This window comes from Streptomyces sp. NPDC039465, assembly GCF_055639315.1.
On the sequence record NZ_JBVKAP010000006.1, the window covers coordinates 510618 to 529900 of the forward strand.

Consider the following 19283-nt stretch of genomic DNA (forward strand, 5'->3'; position numbering starts at 1 on the left):
GCAAGCCCTACCCGCTGTGCGTGCCGATAAGCACTGAGTGGTACGCAGTTCCGAAATCCGGAACCCGGGGCGGCGAATTCCGGTCACACCGCCGGACCGTGAGGGGGTGGCCGACGCTCAGTGGCCCAGGTGCTTGCGCAGCCGGTCACGCAGGTCCGCGATCACCTTGCCCCGCTTCGGCTTCGCCTCGACGTTGCCGAAGACCGAGTAGCCGTTGACGACCACCACCGGGGCCTGCGGGTCGGCGCCCTCCAGGGTCACGACCTCGAAGTTGCCGAAGACGCCGGTGCCGCTGCCGCGCAGCGAGACGTTCTCCGGGACCCGCACCTCCACGTTGCCGAAGATCGAGGTGGCGTTGATGGTGGTGAGCCGCTGGCCGAAGATCGCCTCGGTGAGGTCGATCTCGATGCTGCCGAAGAGCGCGAAGGCGTTGGTCCTGCGCCCGACGCGCCAGCGGCCCTTGCGGGTCGAGCTGGAGAAGACCGCGACGAGGCTGTCGGCCGGGCCGCCGGTCTCCTCGGGGCCGTAGGCGTAATCCGGCGCGGGGTGGTGGGACGGCCGGGCGGCCGGCAGGTCCCGTACGAGCGGCTCCAGCTCGCCGACGGTCTTGGCGCGGTAGACGGCGTCGATCCGCTCCGAGTGCTCCTCGGGGTCGATCCGGCCCTCGGCCAGGGCGTCCCTGAGGATGTCCGCGATCCGGTCCCGGTCGGCGTCCGAGGCGCGCAGGGTGTCGGCCGGGGCGGCGGGGGCGACCGGCTGACGCGGCGTCTGCTCGGGCTTCTTTTCGAGGTCCACGACACCACCCTAGCGAAACGCGATAGATCGCGACTAGGGGGCGCGACCGTGGCGCCCCGCCCATCCCCGCGGGACCCGCCGGCCCCGCCCGAGGGCCCCGTTCGGCGGCAAGTGAGCCTTACCTCACAGGATCGGGACGTACCGGCCGTCTTACGCTTGTGGGCGCGCCGCCAACGGAGGCGGCGCAGCTGTCTGCCGAGTGAGGAATGGCTGCCATGCCAGAGTTTGCGTACTCCGATCTGCTCCCCCTGGGAGAGGACACCACGCCCTACCGCCTGGTGACCTCCGAAGGTGTCTCCACCTTCGAGGCCGACGGCCGTACGTTCCTCAAGGTCGAGCCGGAGGCGCTGCGCGCGCTCGCCGCCGAGGCCATCCACGACATCCAGCACTATCTGCGCCCGGCTCACCTCGCCCAGCTGCGGAAGATCATCGACGACCCGGAGGCGTCGAGCAACGACAAGTTCGTCGCGCTCGACCTGCTGAAGAACGCGAACATCGCCGCCGCGGGCGTGCTGCCCATGTGCCAGGACACCGGCACGGCGATCGTGATGGGCAAGCGCGGACAGAACGTCCTCACCGAAGGTGAGGACGAGAAGGCCCTGTCGCGCGGCATCTACGACGCGTACACCAAGCTGAACCTGCGCTACTCGCAGATGGCTCCCCTCACCATGTGGGAGGAGAAGAACACCGGCTCCAACCTGCCGGCCCAGATCGAGCTGTACGCGACCGACGGCGGCGCCTACAAGTTCCTCTTCATGGCCAAGGGCGGCGGCTCGGCCAACAAGTCGTTCCTCTACCAGGAGACCAAGGCGGTCCTCAACGAGGCCTCCATGATGAAGTTCCTGGAGGAGAAGATCCGCTCGCTCGGTACGGCGGCGTGCCCGCCGTACCACCTCGCGATCGTCGTCGGCGGCACGTCGGCCGAGTTCGCCCTGAAGACCGCGAAGTACGCCTCCGCGCACTACCTGGACGAGCTGCCGTCCGAGGGCTCCGAGCTCGGCCACGGCTTCCGGGACGAGGAGCTGGAGAAGAAGGTCTTCGAGCTGACGCAGAAGATCGGCATCGGCGCGCAGTTCGGCGGCAAGTACTTCTGCCACGACGTCCGCGTGGTGCGCTTGCCGCGGCACGGCGCCTCGCTGCCGGTCGCGATCGCGGTGTCCTGCTCCGCCGACCGGCAGGCCGTCGCCAAGATCACTGCCGAGGGTGTCTTCCTGGAGCAGCTGGAGACGGACCCGGCGCGCTTCCTGCCGGAGACCGAGGACTCCCACCTGGAGGCGGGCGACGTCGTCAAGATCGACCTGAACCAGCCGATGGACGAGATCCTCGCCGAGCTGACGAAGTACCCGGTCAAGACCCGGCTCTCGCTCACCGGCCCGCTGGTCGTGGCGCGCGACATCGCGCACGCCAAGATCAAGGAGCGGCTGGACGCGGGCGAGGAGATGCCGCAGTACCTGAAGGACCACCCGGTCTACTACGCCGGCCCGGCGAAGACGCCGGAGGGTTACGCGTCCGGTTCCTTCGGCCCGACGACGGCCGGCCGGATGGACTCGTACGTGGAGCAGTTCCAGGCCGCGGGCGGCTCGAAGGTCATGCTGGCCAAGGGCAACCGCTCGAAGCAGGTCACGGACGCGTGCGGCGCGCACGGCGGCTTCTACCTGGGCTCGATCGGCGGTCCCGCGGCCCGCCTGGCGCAGGACTGCATCAAGAAGGTCGAGGTCGTCGAGTACGAGGAGCTCGGCATGGAGGCGGTCTGGAAGATCGAGGTCGAGGACTTCCCGGCGTTCATCGTGGTGGACGACAAGGGCAACGACTTCTTCCAGAACCCGGCCCCGGAGCCGACGTTCACGCACATCCCGGTCCGCGGTCCGGGTCTCGGCTGACCCTCACCGCCCCGACTGCCTCGCCCCTCGGTCTCCCGGACCGGGGGGCGTCGTCGATCTCCGCTCAGAAAGTCGCTACCAACTGGTAGTCCTCCCGTTGCCTACCGGCCAGTATTGAACGCGAGCATGTCAACCACTGAGCCGGTCGACCACTCGGGAGCCCCCCATGCCCGCCATGTCCCTCATCCCCCTCCGCAGACGTACCGCCGCCGGAGCCACCGCCACCCTCGCCCTGACCGCCGTCCTCGTCGTCGGCCCGGCCCCCGCCGCCTCCGCGGCCGACCCGGACAGCCACTCGACGTCGGCCGCGGCCATCCACGACATCGACTACGGCACCTGGCGCCGTGACGTGGCGACGGTCGTCGCCGAGGCCCGCCCGTACATCGAGGCGCGCTCCGAGGACGCCGGCCGCGAGAAGCAGGCGATCGTCCTCGACATCGACAACTCCTCGCTGGAGACGGACTTCCACCCGTTCTGGGAGCTGCCGACCCCGGCCATCCCCGAGATCCGCGAACTGGTCCGGGACGCCCATGAGCGCGGCGTCGCCATCTTCTTCGTCACCGCACGGCCCGGGATCATCTACTCCCTGACCGACTGGAACCTGAAGCAGGCCGGCTACCCCGTCGACGGCCTGTACGTACGCTCCCTGCCGGACCTGTTCGGCGAGGTCAGCGCGTACAAGACGGAGAAGCGCGCGCAGATCGAGGCCAAGGGCTACACGATCATCGCCAACATCGGCAACAACACCTCCGACCTCGTCGGCGGCCACGCCGAGCGGACGTTCAAGCTGCCGGACTACGGCAAGCTCTCCTGAGCCCCGCCCCTGAACGGGTCCACGGAAGGGCCCCGGCCACCTCCTCGGTGGCCGGGGCCCTTTGTCGCACACGGGCGGACAAGCGGCTACGCGGCGAACCGCTGGTTCGCCGAGCCGTCGCAGGTCTGGAGCCGCAGCGGCTCCTTCGCCGCGCCGAGCGTCGCGCACAGATGCGTCGCGGCCGCGGGGCGCAGGGTGCCCGCCTCGCGGACGAAACGCTGGTTGGCCGCGCCCGAGCAGTTCCACACGACGAGCGCCGCCCCCGGCTGGTACTTCGCCGCGGGCACGTCCAGGCAGCGGTCCTGGGTGAGTTCGGTGTGCAGGGTCCGGCGGGCCGGGTCGTACCACCAGTCCTGGTTGCGACCGCCGTGGCAGTCCCAGCCGAGCACGCCGGTGCCGTTGGCCGAGGTGGCCGCGTTCACGTCCAGGCAGGAGCCGGTGGCCGCGTTCTTCAGGGGCCGGTAGACGTCGTCCCAGGCGTACGGGAAGAGGGTGGGCCTGCCCGTCGAGTCGACGTCGGCGCAGCTCGCCTCCCGCAGCCCGGAGGTGTAGAGCTGGGTGAGGCAGGACGCGAAGGCGGCGTGCCCGCGCGCGTTGGGGTGGAAGGACTGGCGCACGGAGTTCTCGTCCGGCGTCCCGGGCTTGGAGAGGTCGATGTAGAGGCCGCGCGCCCAGGGGTCCTCCATGCAGACCTCGTGGCCGTGGAAGAGCCGGGAGTTGTCGAGGTAGACGGCGCCGGTGTTCCGGGCCGCCTGCCGCATGCCGGCCTGGAAGGCGGGGACGGCGGTGTTACGGCCCCAGACGGTGTCGGAGTCGTAGCCGAGGCCGCCGCAGGCGACCTTGCCGGGGAAGCCGGGGTTGTCGCGGAAGTCGGGGCCGATCGGGCTCGGGTAGCCCATGACGACCATCTTGTAGTCGCCGTCGGCGTATCCGGCGTCGCGCATCACGGTCCGCAGGTCGCGGACGGTCTGCTCGACCTTGGGGACGAGACCGTCGACGCGGGCCTGCCAGCCGGGGGCGTACTTCGGCTCGCAGGGCCCCTGGAGGGTCAGGTAGCGGGTGACGCAGTCCGTCATGACCGGGCCGAACTGCAGGTCGTCGTTGGCCCCCGCGACCAGGAGCACCAGTTTGATCCGGGTGTTGCGGGCCTTGATGGCGAGGCTGTCGCTCTGGACGAGCTCGTCGGCGTACTGCTTGCCGCCGCCGATCCTGATGTTGCCGGTGTAGGCGCCGGAGCAGGAGACGTTGTAGGTGACGTCCGCGGGGATTCCGGTGCGGTGGATGGCCGCGTCGGGCGAACGGTGGCACCAGTTGGTGGGACCGTTGGTCGGGGGCTCGTACGTGCCGACGCCCTCACCGGAGATCTCGCTGTCGCCGAGCGAGATCAGCCCGGTCTTGCGCTCGGCGAGCGGGCGTTCGGCGGGGTCGCCGTAGAGCTTGGTGGCCTCCGCGGCCCGGATCGCCTCCAGCTCGGGCGGCAGCGGGACGGAGCCGGCCCGGGCGGCGGAGGCGGTTTCGGCCGCCCGGGCGGGAACGGTCGTCGAGATCCCGCCAAGTGCCGCGGCGAGCACGGACGTGGCGGCGACCGTGCGCCGGAGTGCGTATCTGTGCCTGGTGCGCGTCATTGCGCCTCCTGGATGTGGGGTTACCCACGGTTTTTACTGGCCGGTACGCGGCTTGGGAATAGCCGGAACAAGACAAGTGCTCACCTTTTACAGGAGGTTGAGGAAGATGAGCGATACGAACGAGTACCGGATCGAGCGGGACTCCATGGGTGAGGTGCGGGTTCCCGCGCACGCCAAATGGCGGGCCCAGACCCAGCGGGCGGTGGAGAACTTCCCGGTGTCGGGGCAGCGCCTGGAGCGCGCCCACATCAGAGCCCTGGCCCAGATCAAGGCCGCCGCCGCCAAGGTCAACGCCGAACTGGGCGTCCTGGACAAGGACATCGCGGCCGCCGTCGAGGACGCAGCGGCCGAGGTCGCCGACGGCCGCTGGGACGACCACTTCCCCGTGGACGTCTTCCAGACCGGCTCCGGCACCTCCTCCAACATGAACACCAACGAGGTGCTGGCCACCCTGGCCACCGAGCGCCTGGGCCGGGAGGTCCACCCCAACGACCATGTGAACGCCTCCCAGTCGTCCAACGACGTCTTCCCGTCCTCCATCCACATCGCCGCGACCGCCGCGGTGACCCATGACCTCATCCCGGCGCTGGAGCATCTCGCGGCCTCCCTGGAGCGGAAATCGGCCGAATTCTCAGGAGTGGTGAAGGCCGGCCGTACGCATCTGATGGACGCCACACCGGTGACGCTCGGTCAGGAGTTCGGCGGCTACGCGGCGCAGATCCGCTACGGCGTCGAGCGGCTGACCGCCTCGCTCCCCCGGCTCGCCGAACTCCCCCTCGGCGGTACGGCCGTGGGCACCGGCATCAACACACCGGCCGGATTCTCCGCCGCGGTGATCGCCGAGGTCACCCGGGCCACCGGCCTGCCCCTGACCGAGGCCCGCGACCACTTCGAGGCCCAGGGCGCCCGCGACGGACTCGTCGAGACCTCAGGACAGCTGCGCACCATCGCCGTCGGCCTCACGAAGATCTCCAACGACCTGCGCTGGATGGCCTCCGGCCCGCGCACCGGACTGGCCGAGATCAACCTCCCCGACCTCCAGCCCGGCTCCTCGATCATGCCCGGCAAGGTCAACCCCGTGATCCCCGAAGCCGTCCTCATGGTGGCCGCCCAGGTCACCGGGAACGACATCACCGTCGCCACCGCGGGCGCCGCCGGGAACTTCGAGCTCAACGTGATGCTGCCGGTGATCGCCAAGAACCTCCTGGAGTCGATCCGGCTGCTCGCCAACGCCTCCCGCCTGCTGGCAGACCGTACCGTCGACGGCATCACCGCCAACGCCGAACGGGCCCGCGAATACGCCGAATCGTCACCGTCCGTGGTCACCCCGCTGAACAAGTACATCGGCTACGAGGAGGCCGCGAAGGTCGCCAAGAAGTCGCTCGCCGAGCGGAAAACCATCCGCGAGGTGGTCCTCGACTCCGGCTACGTCGAACAGGGGCTGCTCACGGTCGAGCAGCTCGACGAGGCCCTGGACGTCCTGCGGATGACCCGCCCCTGAAACCATCCCGGCCACACTCTGACCGAAAACGGCCGGTCAGCCCCCCGTCCCCCGGTCGCATCCGTGATCTGAATCGCAGCGACCGGGGGATCGTGCTCCTAAGATCTGCTCATGACAGCAACGGCAGGTACGCAGCGCTGGGCGCCCGGGGAGCAGATCCTCTGGCGCTATCGCGGCAACGCCCCGGACCAGCGGGCCCAGGTCCACATCTGCCGGCCGGTCACCGTCGTCCAGGACACCGACGACCTGCTCGCGGTCTGGATGGCTCCGGGCACCGAATGCGTCAAACCGGTGCTCGCCGACGGCACCCAGGTCCACGACGAGCCGCTCGCCACCCGCTACACCGCGCCCCGCACCACCGTCCGGGCCCGCTGGTTCGGCACGGGCGTGCTGAAGCTGGCGCGGCCCGCCGACCCGTGGTCGGTGTGGCTGTTCTGGGACCGCGGCTGGGAGTTTCGCAGCTGGTACGTCAACTTGGAGGAGCCACGGATCCGGTGGTCCGGAGGCATCGACTCCGAGGACCATTTTCTCGACATCTCCGTCTATCCCGACCGCAGCTGGCTCTGGCGCGACGAGGACGAATTCGCCCAGGCGCAGCGGGTCGGACTGATGGACGCGGCCCGCGCGGCGCGGGTCAGGCAGGCCGGTCAGGACGCGGTCGCGCAGATCAGAGCATGGGGCGCGCCCTTCTCCGACGGCTGGGAGAACTGGCGCCCCGACCCCCGCTGGACGGTGCCCGAGCTGCCCGCCGACTGGGATCGCACCCCGGCGCACACGGCACCGTGAGACCCTTGATGCGCCCCCGGGGTGCAAACGTAGGATCGTCCTCCGCAACGCCGTGACGTATCAACCGCTGTGCACAGAGCAGGACCTGACCGCCAATCATCCACGAGGGGGAGAGCCGTGCCGGATGTGTGCCCGGAACTCTCACCCCCGGGGTTTAGCCTCCGCGAAGGCGCGGCATCGGCTGACCAAGCGATTGCATCGCACAACCGGCCCGGACGGACGGAATTCCACGCGTGACGGAGCATCCCACCTCCCACGAAGGCCGGCAGCCGCTCGCTGCACGGCCGCAGGAACGCACCCGGCCGCGGCAGGAGGCGCGCCCCGCGCCCGCCGCCGCGTCCCCCGCTGCCACGCCCACGGCGGCGGCGGTGCCCGCGCCGGCCGGACCGGCGCCGCAGGACCCGGCCGGCGTGGCGCGCCGCGAGGGTGACCGGCTGCGTTTCGTCGGGGCCGCCACGCGGCGGATCGCGCGCGGGATAGACCTGGACGAGATCGTGCTCGGGCTGTGCCGGGCCACCGTGCCGACGTTCTCCGACGCGATCCTGGTCTATCTGCGCGACCCGCTGCCGGTGGGCGACGAGCGGCCGGTGGATCCGTTCGTGCTGCGGCTGCGCCGCACCGACCGGCTCCGCTTAACCGATGTCGACCCCGACCTGCTGGCGGGCGGGCTCGGCGTGCCGCTGCCGGTGTTCGACGACACCGATCTGACCCCGGCGGCCGAGCTGTGCGAGGTCCGCGCGGGCGGGGCGCTCGCCGAGGTGCTGCGCGGGGTGCGTCCGGTCTTCGGCGACTCGGCGGCGGCCCGCGCGGCGCTGCCCGAACTGCTCGGCGCGGACCGGGTGGTGCCCACCGGCCATCGCGCCATCCTGGCCCCGCTGCGCGGCCGCAGGCGGGTGATCGGCGCGGCGGTGTTCCTGCGCCGCCCCGACCGGCCCGCCTTCGAACCCAACGATCTGCTGGTCGCCGCCCAGCTGGCGACCCACACCGCGCTCGGCATCGACAAGGCCGTGCTGTACGGCCGCGAGGCGTACATCGCCGACGAGCTCCAGCGCACGATGCTGCCGGACTCGCTGCCGCAGCCGACCGGGGTGCGGCTCGCCTCCCGCTATCTGCCGGCCGCCGAGACGGCCCGGGTGGGCGGTGACTGGTACGACGCGATCCCGCTGCCGGGCAGCCGGGTCGCGCTGGTCGTGGGCGACGTGATGGGCCACTCGATGACCTCGGCCGCGATCATGGGCCAGCTGCGGACCACCGCGCAGACCCTCGCCGGTCTCGACCTGCCGCCGCAGGAGGTGCTGCACCACCTGGACGAGCAGGCGCAGCGGCTCGGTGAGAACCGGATGGCGACCTGCATGTACGCGGTGTACGACCCGGTCTCGCACCGGATCACCATCGCCAACGCCGGGCATCCGCCGCCGATACTGCTCCACCTCGGCGGCCGCGCCGAGGTGCTGCGCGTCCCGCCGGGCGCGCCGATCGGCGTGGGCGGGGTGGACTTCGAGGCGGTGGAGCTGGACGCGCCGGCCGGTGCGACGCTGCTGCTGTACACCGACGGTCTGGTCGAGTCGCGGCTGCGCGACGTGTGGACCGGGATCGAGCAGCTGCGCGAAAGGCTGGCGGCCACCGCCCAGCTGACCGGCCCCGACCACCCGCCTCCGCTGGAGGCGCTCTGCGACGACGTGCTGGACATGCTCGGCCCCGGGGACCGGGACGACGACATCGCGCTGCTCGCGGCCCGGTTCGACGGGATCGCGCCGAGCGATGTGGCGTACTGGTTCCTGGAGCCGGAGGACGCGGCGCCCGGGCGGGCCCGACGGCTGGCTCGGCGGGCGCTGGCCCGCTGGGACCTGGAGGATCTGACCGACTCCGTCGAGCTGCTGATCAGCGAGGTCGTCACCAACGCCGTGCGGTACGCGGAGCGGCCGGTGACGCTGCGGCTGCTGCGGACCGACGTGCTGCGCTGCGAGGTCGGCGACGACTCCCCGCAGCTGCCGAGACAGCGCCGGGCGCGGGACACGGACGAGGGCGGGCGGGGGCTTTTCCTGGTGAACCGGCTGGCCCGGCGGTGGGGGGCGACCCGGCTGTCGACGGGCAAGGTGGTGTGGTTCGAGCTGGCGGCGCGGTAGGGGGCGTGCGGGCACGCCGTACCCAGGCGGCACGTCCCGTAGTGCGTCCAGGGTTGGATCCAGCCCAAAGGGGCGGCTGAGCGCTTCCCTCTCGCCGAAACGGGTGAAGGCCGGACCCCCTGACGGGGTCCGGCCTTCGTGCCGTACGGGCCGCTACGGGCGCAGCGGGTTGTCGCCGTCCTCCGGGTCGGGGTCGACGGGCGGCTCGATGGGCGGGGTCGTCTGCGACTTCGTCGGGGTCGGCGACTTCGAGGGCTTCTCGGGCCGGGACTTCGACGGCGTCGGGTCGGGCGACTCGCTCTCCCGCTCGCGGCTGCGCGAGGGGGTCGGATTCGACGGGGTCGGATCGGCCGACTCGGTCTTCGACGGCGACGTGGTCGGCGACGGGTCCGGCCGGGCGGTGGCGGACTCGTCGATCTCGAGGTCGAACTCGGCGTCCGAGCCGCCGTCGAGGGCGCCGGTGGTGTAGGCGCCCCAGATCCGGGCGGGGAAGCCACCTCCGTTGGCGCGCTTGCCCTTGTCGACGGTGTCGGTCAGGGTGACCTGGCCGGTGCCGTCGGGCTTCTCGCCGAAGAGGGCCACCGCGGTGACGAGTTCGGGGGTGTAGCCGACGAACCAGGCGGAGCGGTTGTTCTCCGAGGTGCCGGTCTTGCCGGCGGCCTCGTAGTCGCCCCTGGCCTGCTTGCCGGAGCCCTTCTGGACCACGCCGGTCATGGCGAAGGTGGTGGTGTCGGCCGCCTCGCGGCTGATCACCTGGCCGCCGATCGGGTCCGGCAGTTCGACCGTGCGGGCGCGGTGTTCGGCGGACTTGACGACCCGCGGCGTGACCTTCTTGCCGTGGTTGTCGAGGGTGGCGTAGGCGCCGGCCATGTCCAGGGTGGAGGCGCCCATGGTGCCCAGCGACATGGCGGGCTTCTCCGGCCAGCCCTCGCCGTCGCGCATCCCGAGGTCGAGGGCGGTCTTCTTCACCTTGGGGGGGCCGACGTCCACGATCATCTGGGCGTAGACCGAGTTGACCGAGCTGTTGGTGGCCTCCTGGACGCTGATCGGACCGTAGTCCTCGTCGTCCTCGTTCTCCGGGGCGAAGGGGGTGTCACTGCCTTCGACCGGGCGCTTGCTGGTGCCGTCGTAGATCGTGCCCAGGCCGATCTTCTCGCCGTCCTGCGTCTCGGAGTCGTTCTCCAGGGCGGTGGCGAGGACGATGGGCTTGAAGGTGGAGGCGGGCTGGTAGTCGCGGCGGGTGGCGTTGGAGAGCCAGTGCTCGGTGGCGCCGACGCCGCCGTAGAGGGCGACGACGCTGCCGGTCCTCGGGTCGACGGAGCTCGCCCCGGCCTGGACGACCGTGTGGGACTTGTCGCCCTTGCGGTCGAGCTTGTCCTCCAGCTCCTGGTCGACGGCCTTGACGAGGTCCTTCTGCCGCCTCTCGTCGATGTTGGTGGTGATGGTCCAGCCGCCGGCCTTGATGTCCTTCTCGGAGACACCGGCCCGCATCAGCTCCTGGTTGGCGGCCTCGACCAGATAGCCGGTCTGGCCCTCCATGCCCGGCGCCGCCTTCGGCTTCTGCGGGACGGGGAACTTCATGCCGGCGCGCTTGTCCTTGTCGAGCCAGCCCTCCTCGACCATGTTGTTGAGGACGTAGTTCCAGCGGTCGGTCACCAGACCGCGGCTGGTGGGGCTGGCGGTGGTCCAGTCGTACTGGCTGGGGGCCTGGAGCAGCGCGGCGAGGTAGGCGCCCTGTTCGACGGTGAGCTTGGCGGCGTCGACACCGTAGTAGGCCTGGGCGGCGGCCTGGATGCCGTACGCGCCGCGGCCGTAGTAGCTGGTGTTGAGGTAGCCGGCGAGGATCTCCGGCTTGTGCTTCTCCTGGTCGACCTTGAGGGAGATCACCAGCTCCTTGAGCTTGCGGGTGACCGTCTGGTCCTGGTCCAGGTAGTAGTTCTTCACGTACTGCTGGGTGATGGTCGAGCCACCCTGCTTGCCCTTGCCCGTGATCGTGTTGAAGACACCGCGGGCCGTGCCCTTGATGTCGATGCCGGAGTCCTTGTAGAAGGTCTTGTTCTCGGCGGCGACGAAGGTGTCCTGAACCGGCTTCGGGATCTTGTCCAGGCCGACGATCTCACGGTTGATCTTGCCGGTACGGGCGAGGATCTTGCCGTTGCTGTACTTGTAGACGTTGCTCTGCATGGTCGCCTCGATGTTGGCGCCGGGGACCGGGACCAGCAGATAGACGACGTACAGCGCGCCCATCCCGAGCAGGCAGAACACGAAGAAGGTGCCCAGCAGCTTCTTCCAGGTGAACAAGCGGCGTATGCCCCCGCGGCTCTTCGCCCGGCGCGTTCCACGCTGCCGGGTCCGTCGCGCTTCCGCTCGGCCCATTGCTTCGTTGCTCCCGCTCGTCGTCTGCCGTCGTCTGGTCGTATGCAGGCGTATGCCTTCGGATCAGCCTAAGAAGCTAACACCGTCCTCTAAGGACGGATCTGGACAGATCCGACTTATGGGGAGGTGACAATCAGCACGCACCCCCAGGGGAACCGACGGCCAGGAGCCCTCGAAGGTTGCCCGGAGCGGCAAATCTCCACGAAATCAAGGAGCTTGAGCCCTCTGTCGACATTGGGAAATGTGCTATCACTATGACATCACTCGTCAGAACGGGGGCTCCATCCATGACCTCATCCCTGCCCATGCCGGCCAACGGGGCCGACATAACGGACATTTCCTCGTCGCCTGCGATCCGCGAGACCGAGGCGCACTCCATCCCCGGCGGCCTCGGCCTCCTGCTGACCGTCATCGGCGCCCTCGGCGGCGTCGCCCTCGCGATCACCGGCGTCGTGGTCGGCGCGGGGGGCAACGACGGCCTCGGGGCGACCCTCGTCCTTCTCGGCGGCCTCACCTGCTTCACCTCGGTGTTCTGCATGACAGGGGTGAAGATGGTCGCGCCCGGCGAGGCGCGGGTGATCCAGCTCTTCGGCCGGTACGTCGGCACGGTCCGCACCGACGGGCTGCGCTGGGTCAATCCGCTGACCTCCAGCAACAAGGTCTCGACCCGCGTACGCAACCACGAGACCACCGTCCTCAAGGTCAACGACGCCTACGGCAACCCGATCGAGCTCGCCGCCATCGTGGTCTGGAAGGTCCGGGACACCGCCCAGGCCCTCTTCGAGGTCGACGACTTCCTCCAGTTCGTCGCCACCCAGGCGGAGGCGGCCGTGCGCCACATCGCGCTGGAGTACCCCTACGACGCCCATGACGAGGACGGCCTGTCGCTGCGCGGCAACGCCGAGGAGATCACCGAGAAGCTCGCCCTCGAACTGACCGCCCGCGTCGAGGCGGCCGGCGTCCAGATCGTCGAGGCCCGCTTCAGCCACCTCGCGTACGCCCCTGAGATCGCCTCCGCGATGCTCCAGCGTCAGCAGGCCGGCGCGGTCGTCGCCGCCCGCCGGCAGATCGTCGACGGGGCGGTCGGCATGGTCGAGATGGCGCTCGACCGGCTCGCCGAGCGGGACATCGTGGAGCTCGACCCGGAGCGGAAGGCCACCATGGCCTCCAACCTGCTGGTGGTGCTCTGCGGGGACCGCGCCGCCCAGCCGGTCGTCAACACGGGCACTCTGTACCAGTGACGAACGAGGCCCCCCGGCGGAAACAGGTCCTGCTCCGGCTCGACCCGAAGGTCCACGATGCGCTGGCGCGCTGGGCCTCGGACGAATTGCGCAGCGCGAACGCACAGATCGAGTTCCTGCTCCGCCGGGCCCTCGCCGAGGCCGGCCGCCTCCCGGACGACGCCCGTCCGATCCCCCGGCGGGGACGCCCCACGAAGGAGTCCCCCCCGCCCACGGAGTAGGCACCTGGCCGGAACCGCACGTATACATCGCGGGTATACACCCCATGTACAGTGGCGGGCATGTCGATCGGTCACACCCTCCTCGGGCTCCTCGAAACCGGCCCCCGCCACGGCTACGACCTCAAGCGCGCCTTCGACGAGAGATTCGGGCACGACCGGCCGCTGCACTACGGCCAGGTCTACTCGACGATGTCGCGGCTGCTGAAGCACGGGCTGGTCGAGGTCGAGGGGATCGAGCCGGGCGGCGGACCCGAGCGCAAGCGGTACGCCATCACCGAGGCCGGGGTCACCGATGTCGCCTGCTGGCTCGCCCAGCCCGAGAAGCCCGAGCCGTACCTCCAGTCGACCCTCTACACCAAGGTCGTCCTCGCGCTGCTGACCCACCGCAGCGCCGCCGGCATCCTGGACACCCAGCGCACCGAACACCTGCGGCTGATGCGGGAGCTGACCCGGCGCAAGAAGGACGGCGACCTCGCCGACCAGCTCATCTGCGACCACGCGCTGTTCCATCTCGAAGCCGATCTGCGCTGGCTGGAACTGACCGCCGCCCGGCTCGGCCGGCTCGCCGAGGAGATCGGCGCATGAGCGGCGCGCTGCTGTCGGCCGAGGGGCTCGACAAGACGTACGGACGGACCCCGGCCCTCGCCGGCATACGGTTCGCGATCCGGGCGGGCGAGGTCGTCGCCGTGATGGGGCCCTCCGGCTCCGGGAAGTCCACCCTGCTGCACTGCCTCGCCGGCATCGTCCGGCCCGATGCCGGCACCGTCCACTACGACGGGCGCGAGCTGACCACCCTGTCCGACAGCGCGCGCAGTGCCCTGCGCCGTCAGGACTTCGGCTTCGTCTTCCAGTTCGGCCAGCTGGTGCCCGAGCTCAGCTGCCTGGAGAACGTGGCTCTGCCGCTGCGGCTGAACGGCGAACGCCGCAAGGCCGCCGAGGCCAAGGCCCTCCGGTGGCTGGAGCGCCTGGAGGTCGAGGACGTCGCCGGGCACCGGCCGGGCGAGGTCTCCGGCGGCCAGGGCCAGCGGGTCGCGGTCGCCCGCGCGCTGGTCACCGCCCCGCGCGTGATCTTCGCGGACGAGCCGACCGGAGCGCTGGACTCCCTCAACGGCGAGCGGGTCATGACCCTGCTCACCGACGCGGCCCGGGAGACCTCCGCCGCGGTCGTCCTGGTCACCCACGAGGCCCGGGTCGCCGCCTACTCCGACCGCGAGGTCGTCGTACGGGACGGCCGGATCCGGGACCTGGCAGGGGTGGCATGAACCTCCGCACCTGGGCCCGTGACCTGACGCTCGGAGCGCGGTTCGCGGTGGCCGGCGGCCGCCGCGGCTGGGTCCGTACCACCCTGACCGCCGTCGGCGTCGGACTCGGCGTGGCGCTGCTCCTGGTCGCCGCCTCCGTGCCCGACCTGCTCCAGAACCGGGCCGACCGCTCCGACGCGCGCGCGATCTACACCGGCGGCGACGAGGCACCCCGCTCCGACCGCTCCTTTCTCTACGTCGAGCCGGGCACCGTCTTCCACGGGGACCCGGTCCAGGGCGTGGTGGTACGGGCCGAGGGCGCGCACGCCCCGGCGCCGCCGGGTCTGGCGAAGCTGCCCGCGCCCGGCGAGATGGTGGTCTCCCCAGCCCTCGCCGAGCTGCTCGCCTCCCCCGGCGGCGCACTCCTGAAGGAACGTTTCCCCTATCGGGTCACGGGGACCATCGACGACTCGGGCCTCATCGGCCCGCGCGAACTCCTCTACTACGCCGGCAGCGCCACCCTCGACACCGCCTCCGGCGCTGACCGCGGCGACAGCTTCGGCTACCCCGCCTCCCGGGAACGGCCCTTCGGCGGCTTCCTGCTTCTGATCACCGTCGTCACCTGTGTGGTCCTGCTGCTGCCCGTACTGGTCTTCATCGCCACCGCGGTCCGCTTCGGCGGCGACCGGCGTGACAAGCGGCTCGGCGCGCTGCGGCTGGTCGGCGCGGACACCGCCACCACCCGGCGGATCGCCGCCGGCGAGGCACTGGCCGGGGCGCTGCTCGGACTCGTCGCGGGCGCCGGGTTCTTCGTCCTGCTGCGCCAGGTCATGGGCTGGGCCACGGTCTGGAACCTCAACTTCTTCCCCTCCGACGTGGTGCCGTCCCTGGCGCTGACCGCCCTGATCGCCCTGGTCGTGCCGGTGTGCGCGGTGGTGGTCACGGTCGTCGCGCTGCGCGGCATCTCCATCGAACCGCTCGGCGTGGTCCGCGAGGCGACCCCGCGCCCGCGCCGCCTGTGGTGGCGCCTCACGCTGGTCGCCGTGGGCCTGGCGCTGCTGCTGCCGCTGACCGGGCAGATCGCGGTCTCCGACGAGTCGATCGCCACGTACCAGGTCGCGGCGGGCGCGGTGCTGGCGCTGACGGGTCTGACCACCCTGCTGCCCTGGCTGGTCGAGGCCGCGGTCAAGCGGCTGCGGGGCGGCCCCACCGCCTGGCAGCTGGCCACCCGCAGGCTCCAGTTGAGCAGCGGGACGGCGGCCCGCGCGGTCAGCGGCATCGTGGTCGCGGCGGCCGGAGCGATCGCCCTGCAGATGCTCTTCCACTCCATCCAGAGCGACTTCATGCGGCCCACCAACATGGACACCGCCCGCGCCCAGCTGGAGACGCGGATGACGGCCCGCGACGGCTCCGAGGCCCGGAAGATGATCGAGAAGTTCTCGGCGGCCAAGGGCGTCCAGGGAGTCATCGGGATCATCAGCTCGGGCGCGGAACGCGCCGGAGCCCCGACCGCGGACCGGGGATACCTCTCCTCCACCCAGCTGACCGTCGGCGACTGCCGCTCGCTGCGGGAACTGGCACACCTGCCCTCCTGCCGGGACGGCGACGTCTTCATCGCGCTTGGCCACGGCGAGGACGCCCCCGACGACGACTACGTCCGCGAGACCGCCCGGCCCGGCGTCCAGGTCAATCTGCGCCCGGACTACGACCACCCCGGCAAGGACCCGCTGCTGTGGCGGATCCCCGCCTCGGCCCGCACGGTCGACGGACGTCTGGACCCCATGGGGCAGATGCAGTTCGGGATCCTCGCCACCCCGTCCGCGATCGATGTGACCCGGCTCGACGCGCCCTCCGCGCAGGCCATGATCCAGGTCGACCCCGGCGTCCCGGACGCCGCCGAGCACGTCCGCAACGCGGCGGCGCTGATCGACCCGACGATGCGTGTCCTCACCCTGCAGAACTTCGAACGGGACGCGCAGTACACCAGCGTACGGACCGGGATCTTCGTCGCGGCGTCGGCCACGATGGCCCTGATCGCGGTCTCCCTGCTGGTCGGCTCGGTGGAGCAACTGCGCGACCGCAAGCGGCTGCTGGCCGCCCAGGTGGCCTTCGGCACGCCCCGCACGACGCTCAGCTGGTCGGTGCTGTGGCAGACCGCCATCCCGATCACGCTGGGCCTCGCGCTCGCGACCGGCGGCGGACTCGGGCTCGGCGTCGTCCTGCTGAGGCTGATCGGCAAGCAGGTGACGGACTGGTGGGTCTTCCTGCCGGTCGTCGGCGTCGGCGCGGCCCTGATCGCGGTGGTGACCCTGCTCAGTCTGCCGCCGATGTGGCGGATGATGCGTCCGGACGGTCTGCGTACGGAGTGAGGACGCGTACGGGCAGTTCGGCCAGCGCCTCCCGCAGGGCGCCCGCGAACTCCTCGAACTCGGCCTCCCGCGCCGCGCCCGTCCGCATCGCCAGGGCGATCCTGCGCGAGGGCGCCGGATCGGCGAAGAAACCGGTCAGCAGCTGGTCGTTGCGCGCGGTCTCGACCTTGACCGCGGTCCGCGGCAGCAGGGTCACCCCGAGGCCGCCCGCGACCAGCTGGACCAGTGTCGACAGACCAGCGGCCGTCGTGGTGACTGGGGCGCCGTCGCCGCGGCCTGCCTCACGGCAGATGTCGAGAGCCTGGTCGCGCAGGCAGTGCCCCTCGTCGAGCAGGAGCAGCTTCAGCTCGCGCAGCGCCTCGCGGGGGATGTCGACGCGGCCGGCGAGACCGTGTCCCTCGGAGGTCACCAGGACGAAGTCCTCGTCGAACAACGGGAGCTCGACGACGCCGGGCACGCCGAGGGGGACGGCGAGCAGCAGAAGGTCCAGCCGTCCGGCGCCAAGGCCTTCGAGCAGCGAGGAGGTCTGCTCCTCGTGGACCTGGAGGTCGAGCTCGGGGTAGCGGTCATGGACGAGCCGCAGCACGGTCGGCAGGAGGTACGGGGCGACGGTCGGGATCACCCCGAGCCGCAGGACCCCCGTGAACGGCGCCTGGGCCGCCTCGGCCTCCTCCATCAGCTCGCCCACCGCGTCGAGGACGGCCTTGGCCCGTACCGCGAGCCGCTCCCCGGCGGTCGAGAGCAGCACCTTACGCGTCGTACGCTCAAGGAGCTGGACACCGAGTGTCTCTTCGAGTGCCGAAACCGCGCCCGAGAGGGCGGGCTGGCTCATCCCGATGGCGGCCGCGGCATCCCGGAAGTGGAGATGGTCCGCCACTGCCACAAAGGCTCTGAGCTGGGACAGGCTGGGTTGTTTCACACGCTGTGACGACACGACTGATAACCACCTTCGATCAACACGACGCAGTCTAGCTATTTCACTGATCAATGCACGCCGTGCCATGCTGGGCCCACGTCCAACCCCCACGGAAACCCTCAAAAGGGATTTCCGCCTTTGCAAGGAGAGCGCGTGCTCACTGTCGGTGACAAGTTCCCCGCGTACGACCTGACCGCCTGTGTGTCGCTGGAGAGCGGCAAGGAGTTCGAGCAGATCAACCACAAGTCCTACGAGGGCAAGTGGCGCGTGGTGTTCTTCTGGCCGAAGGACTTCACCTTCGTCTGCCCCACCGAGATCGCCGCCTTCGGCAAGCTGAACGACGAGTTCGCCGACCGCGACGCCCAGATCCTCGGCGTCTCCGGCGACTCCGAGTTCGTGCACCACGCCTGGCGCAAGGACCACGCCGACCTGCGTGACCTGCCCTTCCCGATGCTCGCCGACTCCAAGCACGACCTGATGCGCGAGTGCGGCGTCGAGGGCGAGGACGGCTTCGCCCAGCGCGCCGTCTTCATCGTGGACCCGAACAACGAGATCCAGTTCACGATGGTGACCGCCGGCTCCGTGGGCCGTAACCCCAAGGAGGTCCTGCGGGTCCTGGACGCGCTGCAGACCGACGAGCTGTGCCCCTGCAACTGGAACAAGGGCGAGAGCACCCTGGACGCCGGCGCCCTCCTGGCCGGTGAGTGACCATGGCGCTCGATGAGCTCAAGTCCGCGATACCGGACTACGCCAAGGACCTGAAGCTGAACCTCGGCTCGGTCATCGGCAACAACGACAAGCTCTCGCAGCAGCAGCTCTGGGGCACGGTCCTGTCCTGCGCCATCGCCGCGCGCTCCCCGAAGGTCCTGCGCGAGCTGGAGCCCGAGGCCAAGGCCAACCTCTCCGCCGAGGCGTACACCGCCGCCAAGTCCGCCGCCGCGGTCATGGCGATGAACAACGTCTTCTACCGCACCCGGCACCTGCTGTCGGACCCGGAGTACGGCACGCTCCGCGCGGGCCTGCGGATGAACGTCATCGGCAACCCCGGCGTGGAGAAGGTCGACTTCGAGCTGTGGTCGCTCGCCGTCTCCGCGATCAACGGCTGCGGCCAGTGCCTCGACTCGCACGAGCAGGTGCTCCGCAAGGCCGGTGTGGACCGCGAGACGATCCAGGAGGCCTTCAAGATCGCCGCGGTGATCCAGGCGGTCGGCACCACCCTCGACGCCGAGGCCGTCCTGGCCGAGTAGGCCTGTACGCACGGCACGAGCCGTACGACGCGAAGGGCCCCGGGACCATGCTCGGGTTCTAGGAGTCGTTGCAACACCCCAGCTCAAGGGGTGGCATGGACTTCGATATCCGCGAGGACCGGCAGCCGCAGGGACGCAGGAAGCT

Annotated in this window: 16 protein-coding genes; 12 read left to right on the forward strand and 4 right to left on the reverse strand. The window is 70.6% G+C overall.

Translation table 11 applies throughout. The features are described 5' to 3' along the window. Window positions 1-117: 117 nt before the first annotated feature. Window positions 118-795 (reverse strand): DUF1707 SHOCT-like domain-containing protein, encoded by a 678-nt coding sequence (locus ACZ7LT_RS22720; protein WP_471237880.1) that lies wholly within the window; start codon window positions 793-795, stop codon window positions 118-120. 215 nt (window positions 796-1010) lie between these two features. On the opposite strand from ACZ7LT_RS22720, the gene ACZ7LT_RS22725 reads away from it, so the two are divergent. Continuing rightward, complete coding sequence (locus ACZ7LT_RS22725) at window positions 1011-2675, forward strand: fumarate hydratase (protein WP_471237881.1); 1665 nt, start codon at window positions 1011-1013, stop codon at window positions 2673-2675. Window positions 2676-2841: 166 nt separating this feature from the next. Further along, window positions 2842-3489, forward strand: a complete 648-nt coding sequence (locus tag ACZ7LT_RS22730; protein ID WP_471237882.1) for an HAD family acid phosphatase — start codon at window positions 2842-2844, stop codon at window positions 3487-3489. Window positions 3490-3575: 86 nt separating this feature from the next. On the opposite strand, the gene ACZ7LT_RS22735 is transcribed toward ACZ7LT_RS22730, so the two are convergent. Next, a complete protein-coding gene (locus ACZ7LT_RS22735) occupies window positions 3576-5114 on the reverse strand; it encodes a ricin-type beta-trefoil lectin domain protein (protein ID WP_471237884.1) in 1539 nt (512 codons plus the stop codon). A 106-nt stretch (window positions 5115-5220) separates the two neighbouring features. Between ACZ7LT_RS22735 and ACZ7LT_RS22740 the strand changes: the two genes are divergently transcribed. From ACZ7LT_RS22740 to ACZ7LT_RS22750, 3 genes are all read left to right on the forward strand, one after another. Then, the gene (locus tag ACZ7LT_RS22740) at window positions 5221-6615 is read left to right on the forward strand and encodes a class II fumarate hydratase (protein WP_471237885.1); all 1395 of its coding nucleotides are present in this window, start codon (window positions 5221-5223) and stop codon (window positions 6613-6615) included. A gap of 111 nt (window positions 6616-6726) precedes the next feature. Continuing rightward, window positions 6727-7401 (forward strand): cytidylyl-2-hydroxypropylphosphonate hydrolase, encoded by a 675-nt coding sequence (gene fomD / locus ACZ7LT_RS22745; protein WP_471237886.1) that lies wholly within the window; start codon window positions 6727-6729, stop codon window positions 7399-7401. 233 nt (window positions 7402-7634) lie between these two features. Continuing rightward, the gene (locus tag ACZ7LT_RS22750; protein WP_471237887.1) at window positions 7635-9527 is read left to right on the forward strand and encodes a SpoIIE family protein phosphatase; all 1893 of its coding nucleotides are present in this window, start codon (window positions 7635-7637) and stop codon (window positions 9525-9527) included. A gap of 153 nt (window positions 9528-9680) precedes the next feature. Here the strand turns inward: ACZ7LT_RS22750 and ACZ7LT_RS22755 are convergent, their stop codons facing one another. Then, complete coding sequence (locus ACZ7LT_RS22755) at window positions 9681-11903, reverse strand: transglycosylase domain-containing protein (RefSeq protein ID WP_471237888.1); 2223 nt, start codon at window positions 11901-11903, stop codon at window positions 9681-9683. 287 nt (window positions 11904-12190) lie between these two features. On the opposite strand from ACZ7LT_RS22755, the gene ACZ7LT_RS22760 reads away from it, so the two are divergent. From ACZ7LT_RS22760 to ACZ7LT_RS22780, 5 genes are read left to right on the forward strand one after another with little or no spacing between them, the layout of a single operon-like run. Then, on the forward strand, window positions 12191-13144 hold the full coding sequence (locus ACZ7LT_RS22760) for an SPFH domain-containing protein (protein ID WP_471237889.1): 954 nt from the start codon (window positions 12191-12193) through the stop codon (window positions 13142-13144). Beyond that, window positions 13141-13365 (forward strand): type II toxin-antitoxin system antitoxin, encoded by a 225-nt coding sequence (locus ACZ7LT_RS22765; protein WP_471237890.1) that lies wholly within the window; start codon window positions 13141-13143, stop codon window positions 13363-13365. Before ACZ7LT_RS22760 ends, ACZ7LT_RS22765 begins: the two co-directional genes overlap by 4 nt. A 60-nt stretch (window positions 13366-13425) precedes the next feature. Continuing rightward, complete coding sequence (locus tag ACZ7LT_RS22770) at window positions 13426-13950, forward strand: PadR family transcriptional regulator (RefSeq protein ID WP_471237891.1); 525 nt, start codon at window positions 13426-13428, stop codon at window positions 13948-13950. Next, window positions 13947-14627, forward strand: coding sequence for an ABC transporter ATP-binding protein (locus tag ACZ7LT_RS22775; protein WP_471237892.1), 681 nt, complete (start codon window positions 13947-13949; stop codon window positions 14625-14627). The genes ACZ7LT_RS22770 and ACZ7LT_RS22775 overlap by 4 nt, the downstream gene beginning before the upstream one ends. Further along, window positions 14624-16975 (forward strand): FtsX-like permease family protein, encoded by a 2352-nt coding sequence (locus ACZ7LT_RS22780; RefSeq protein WP_471237893.1) that lies wholly within the window; start codon window positions 14624-14626, stop codon window positions 16973-16975. Before ACZ7LT_RS22775 ends, ACZ7LT_RS22780 begins: the two co-directional genes overlap by 4 nt. On the opposite strand, the gene ACZ7LT_RS22785 is transcribed toward ACZ7LT_RS22780, so the two are convergent. Beyond that, complete coding sequence (locus ACZ7LT_RS22785; protein ID WP_471237912.1) at window positions 16920-17894, reverse strand: hydrogen peroxide-inducible genes activator; 975 nt, start codon at window positions 17892-17894, stop codon at window positions 16920-16922. The genes ACZ7LT_RS22780 and ACZ7LT_RS22785 overlap by 56 nt on opposite strands. A gap of 150 nt (window positions 17895-18044) precedes the next feature. On the opposite strand from ACZ7LT_RS22785, the gene ACZ7LT_RS22790 reads away from it, so the two are divergent. Next, window positions 18045-18599, forward strand: a complete 555-nt coding sequence (locus ACZ7LT_RS22790; RefSeq protein WP_471237894.1) for a peroxiredoxin — start codon at window positions 18045-18047, stop codon at window positions 18597-18599. Between the two features lie 2 nt (window positions 18600-18601). Next, window positions 18602-19138, forward strand: a complete 537-nt coding sequence (locus tag ACZ7LT_RS22795; protein WP_028797915.1) for an alkyl hydroperoxide reductase — start codon at window positions 18602-18604, stop codon at window positions 19136-19138. Window positions 19139-19283 lie beyond the last annotated feature (145 nt).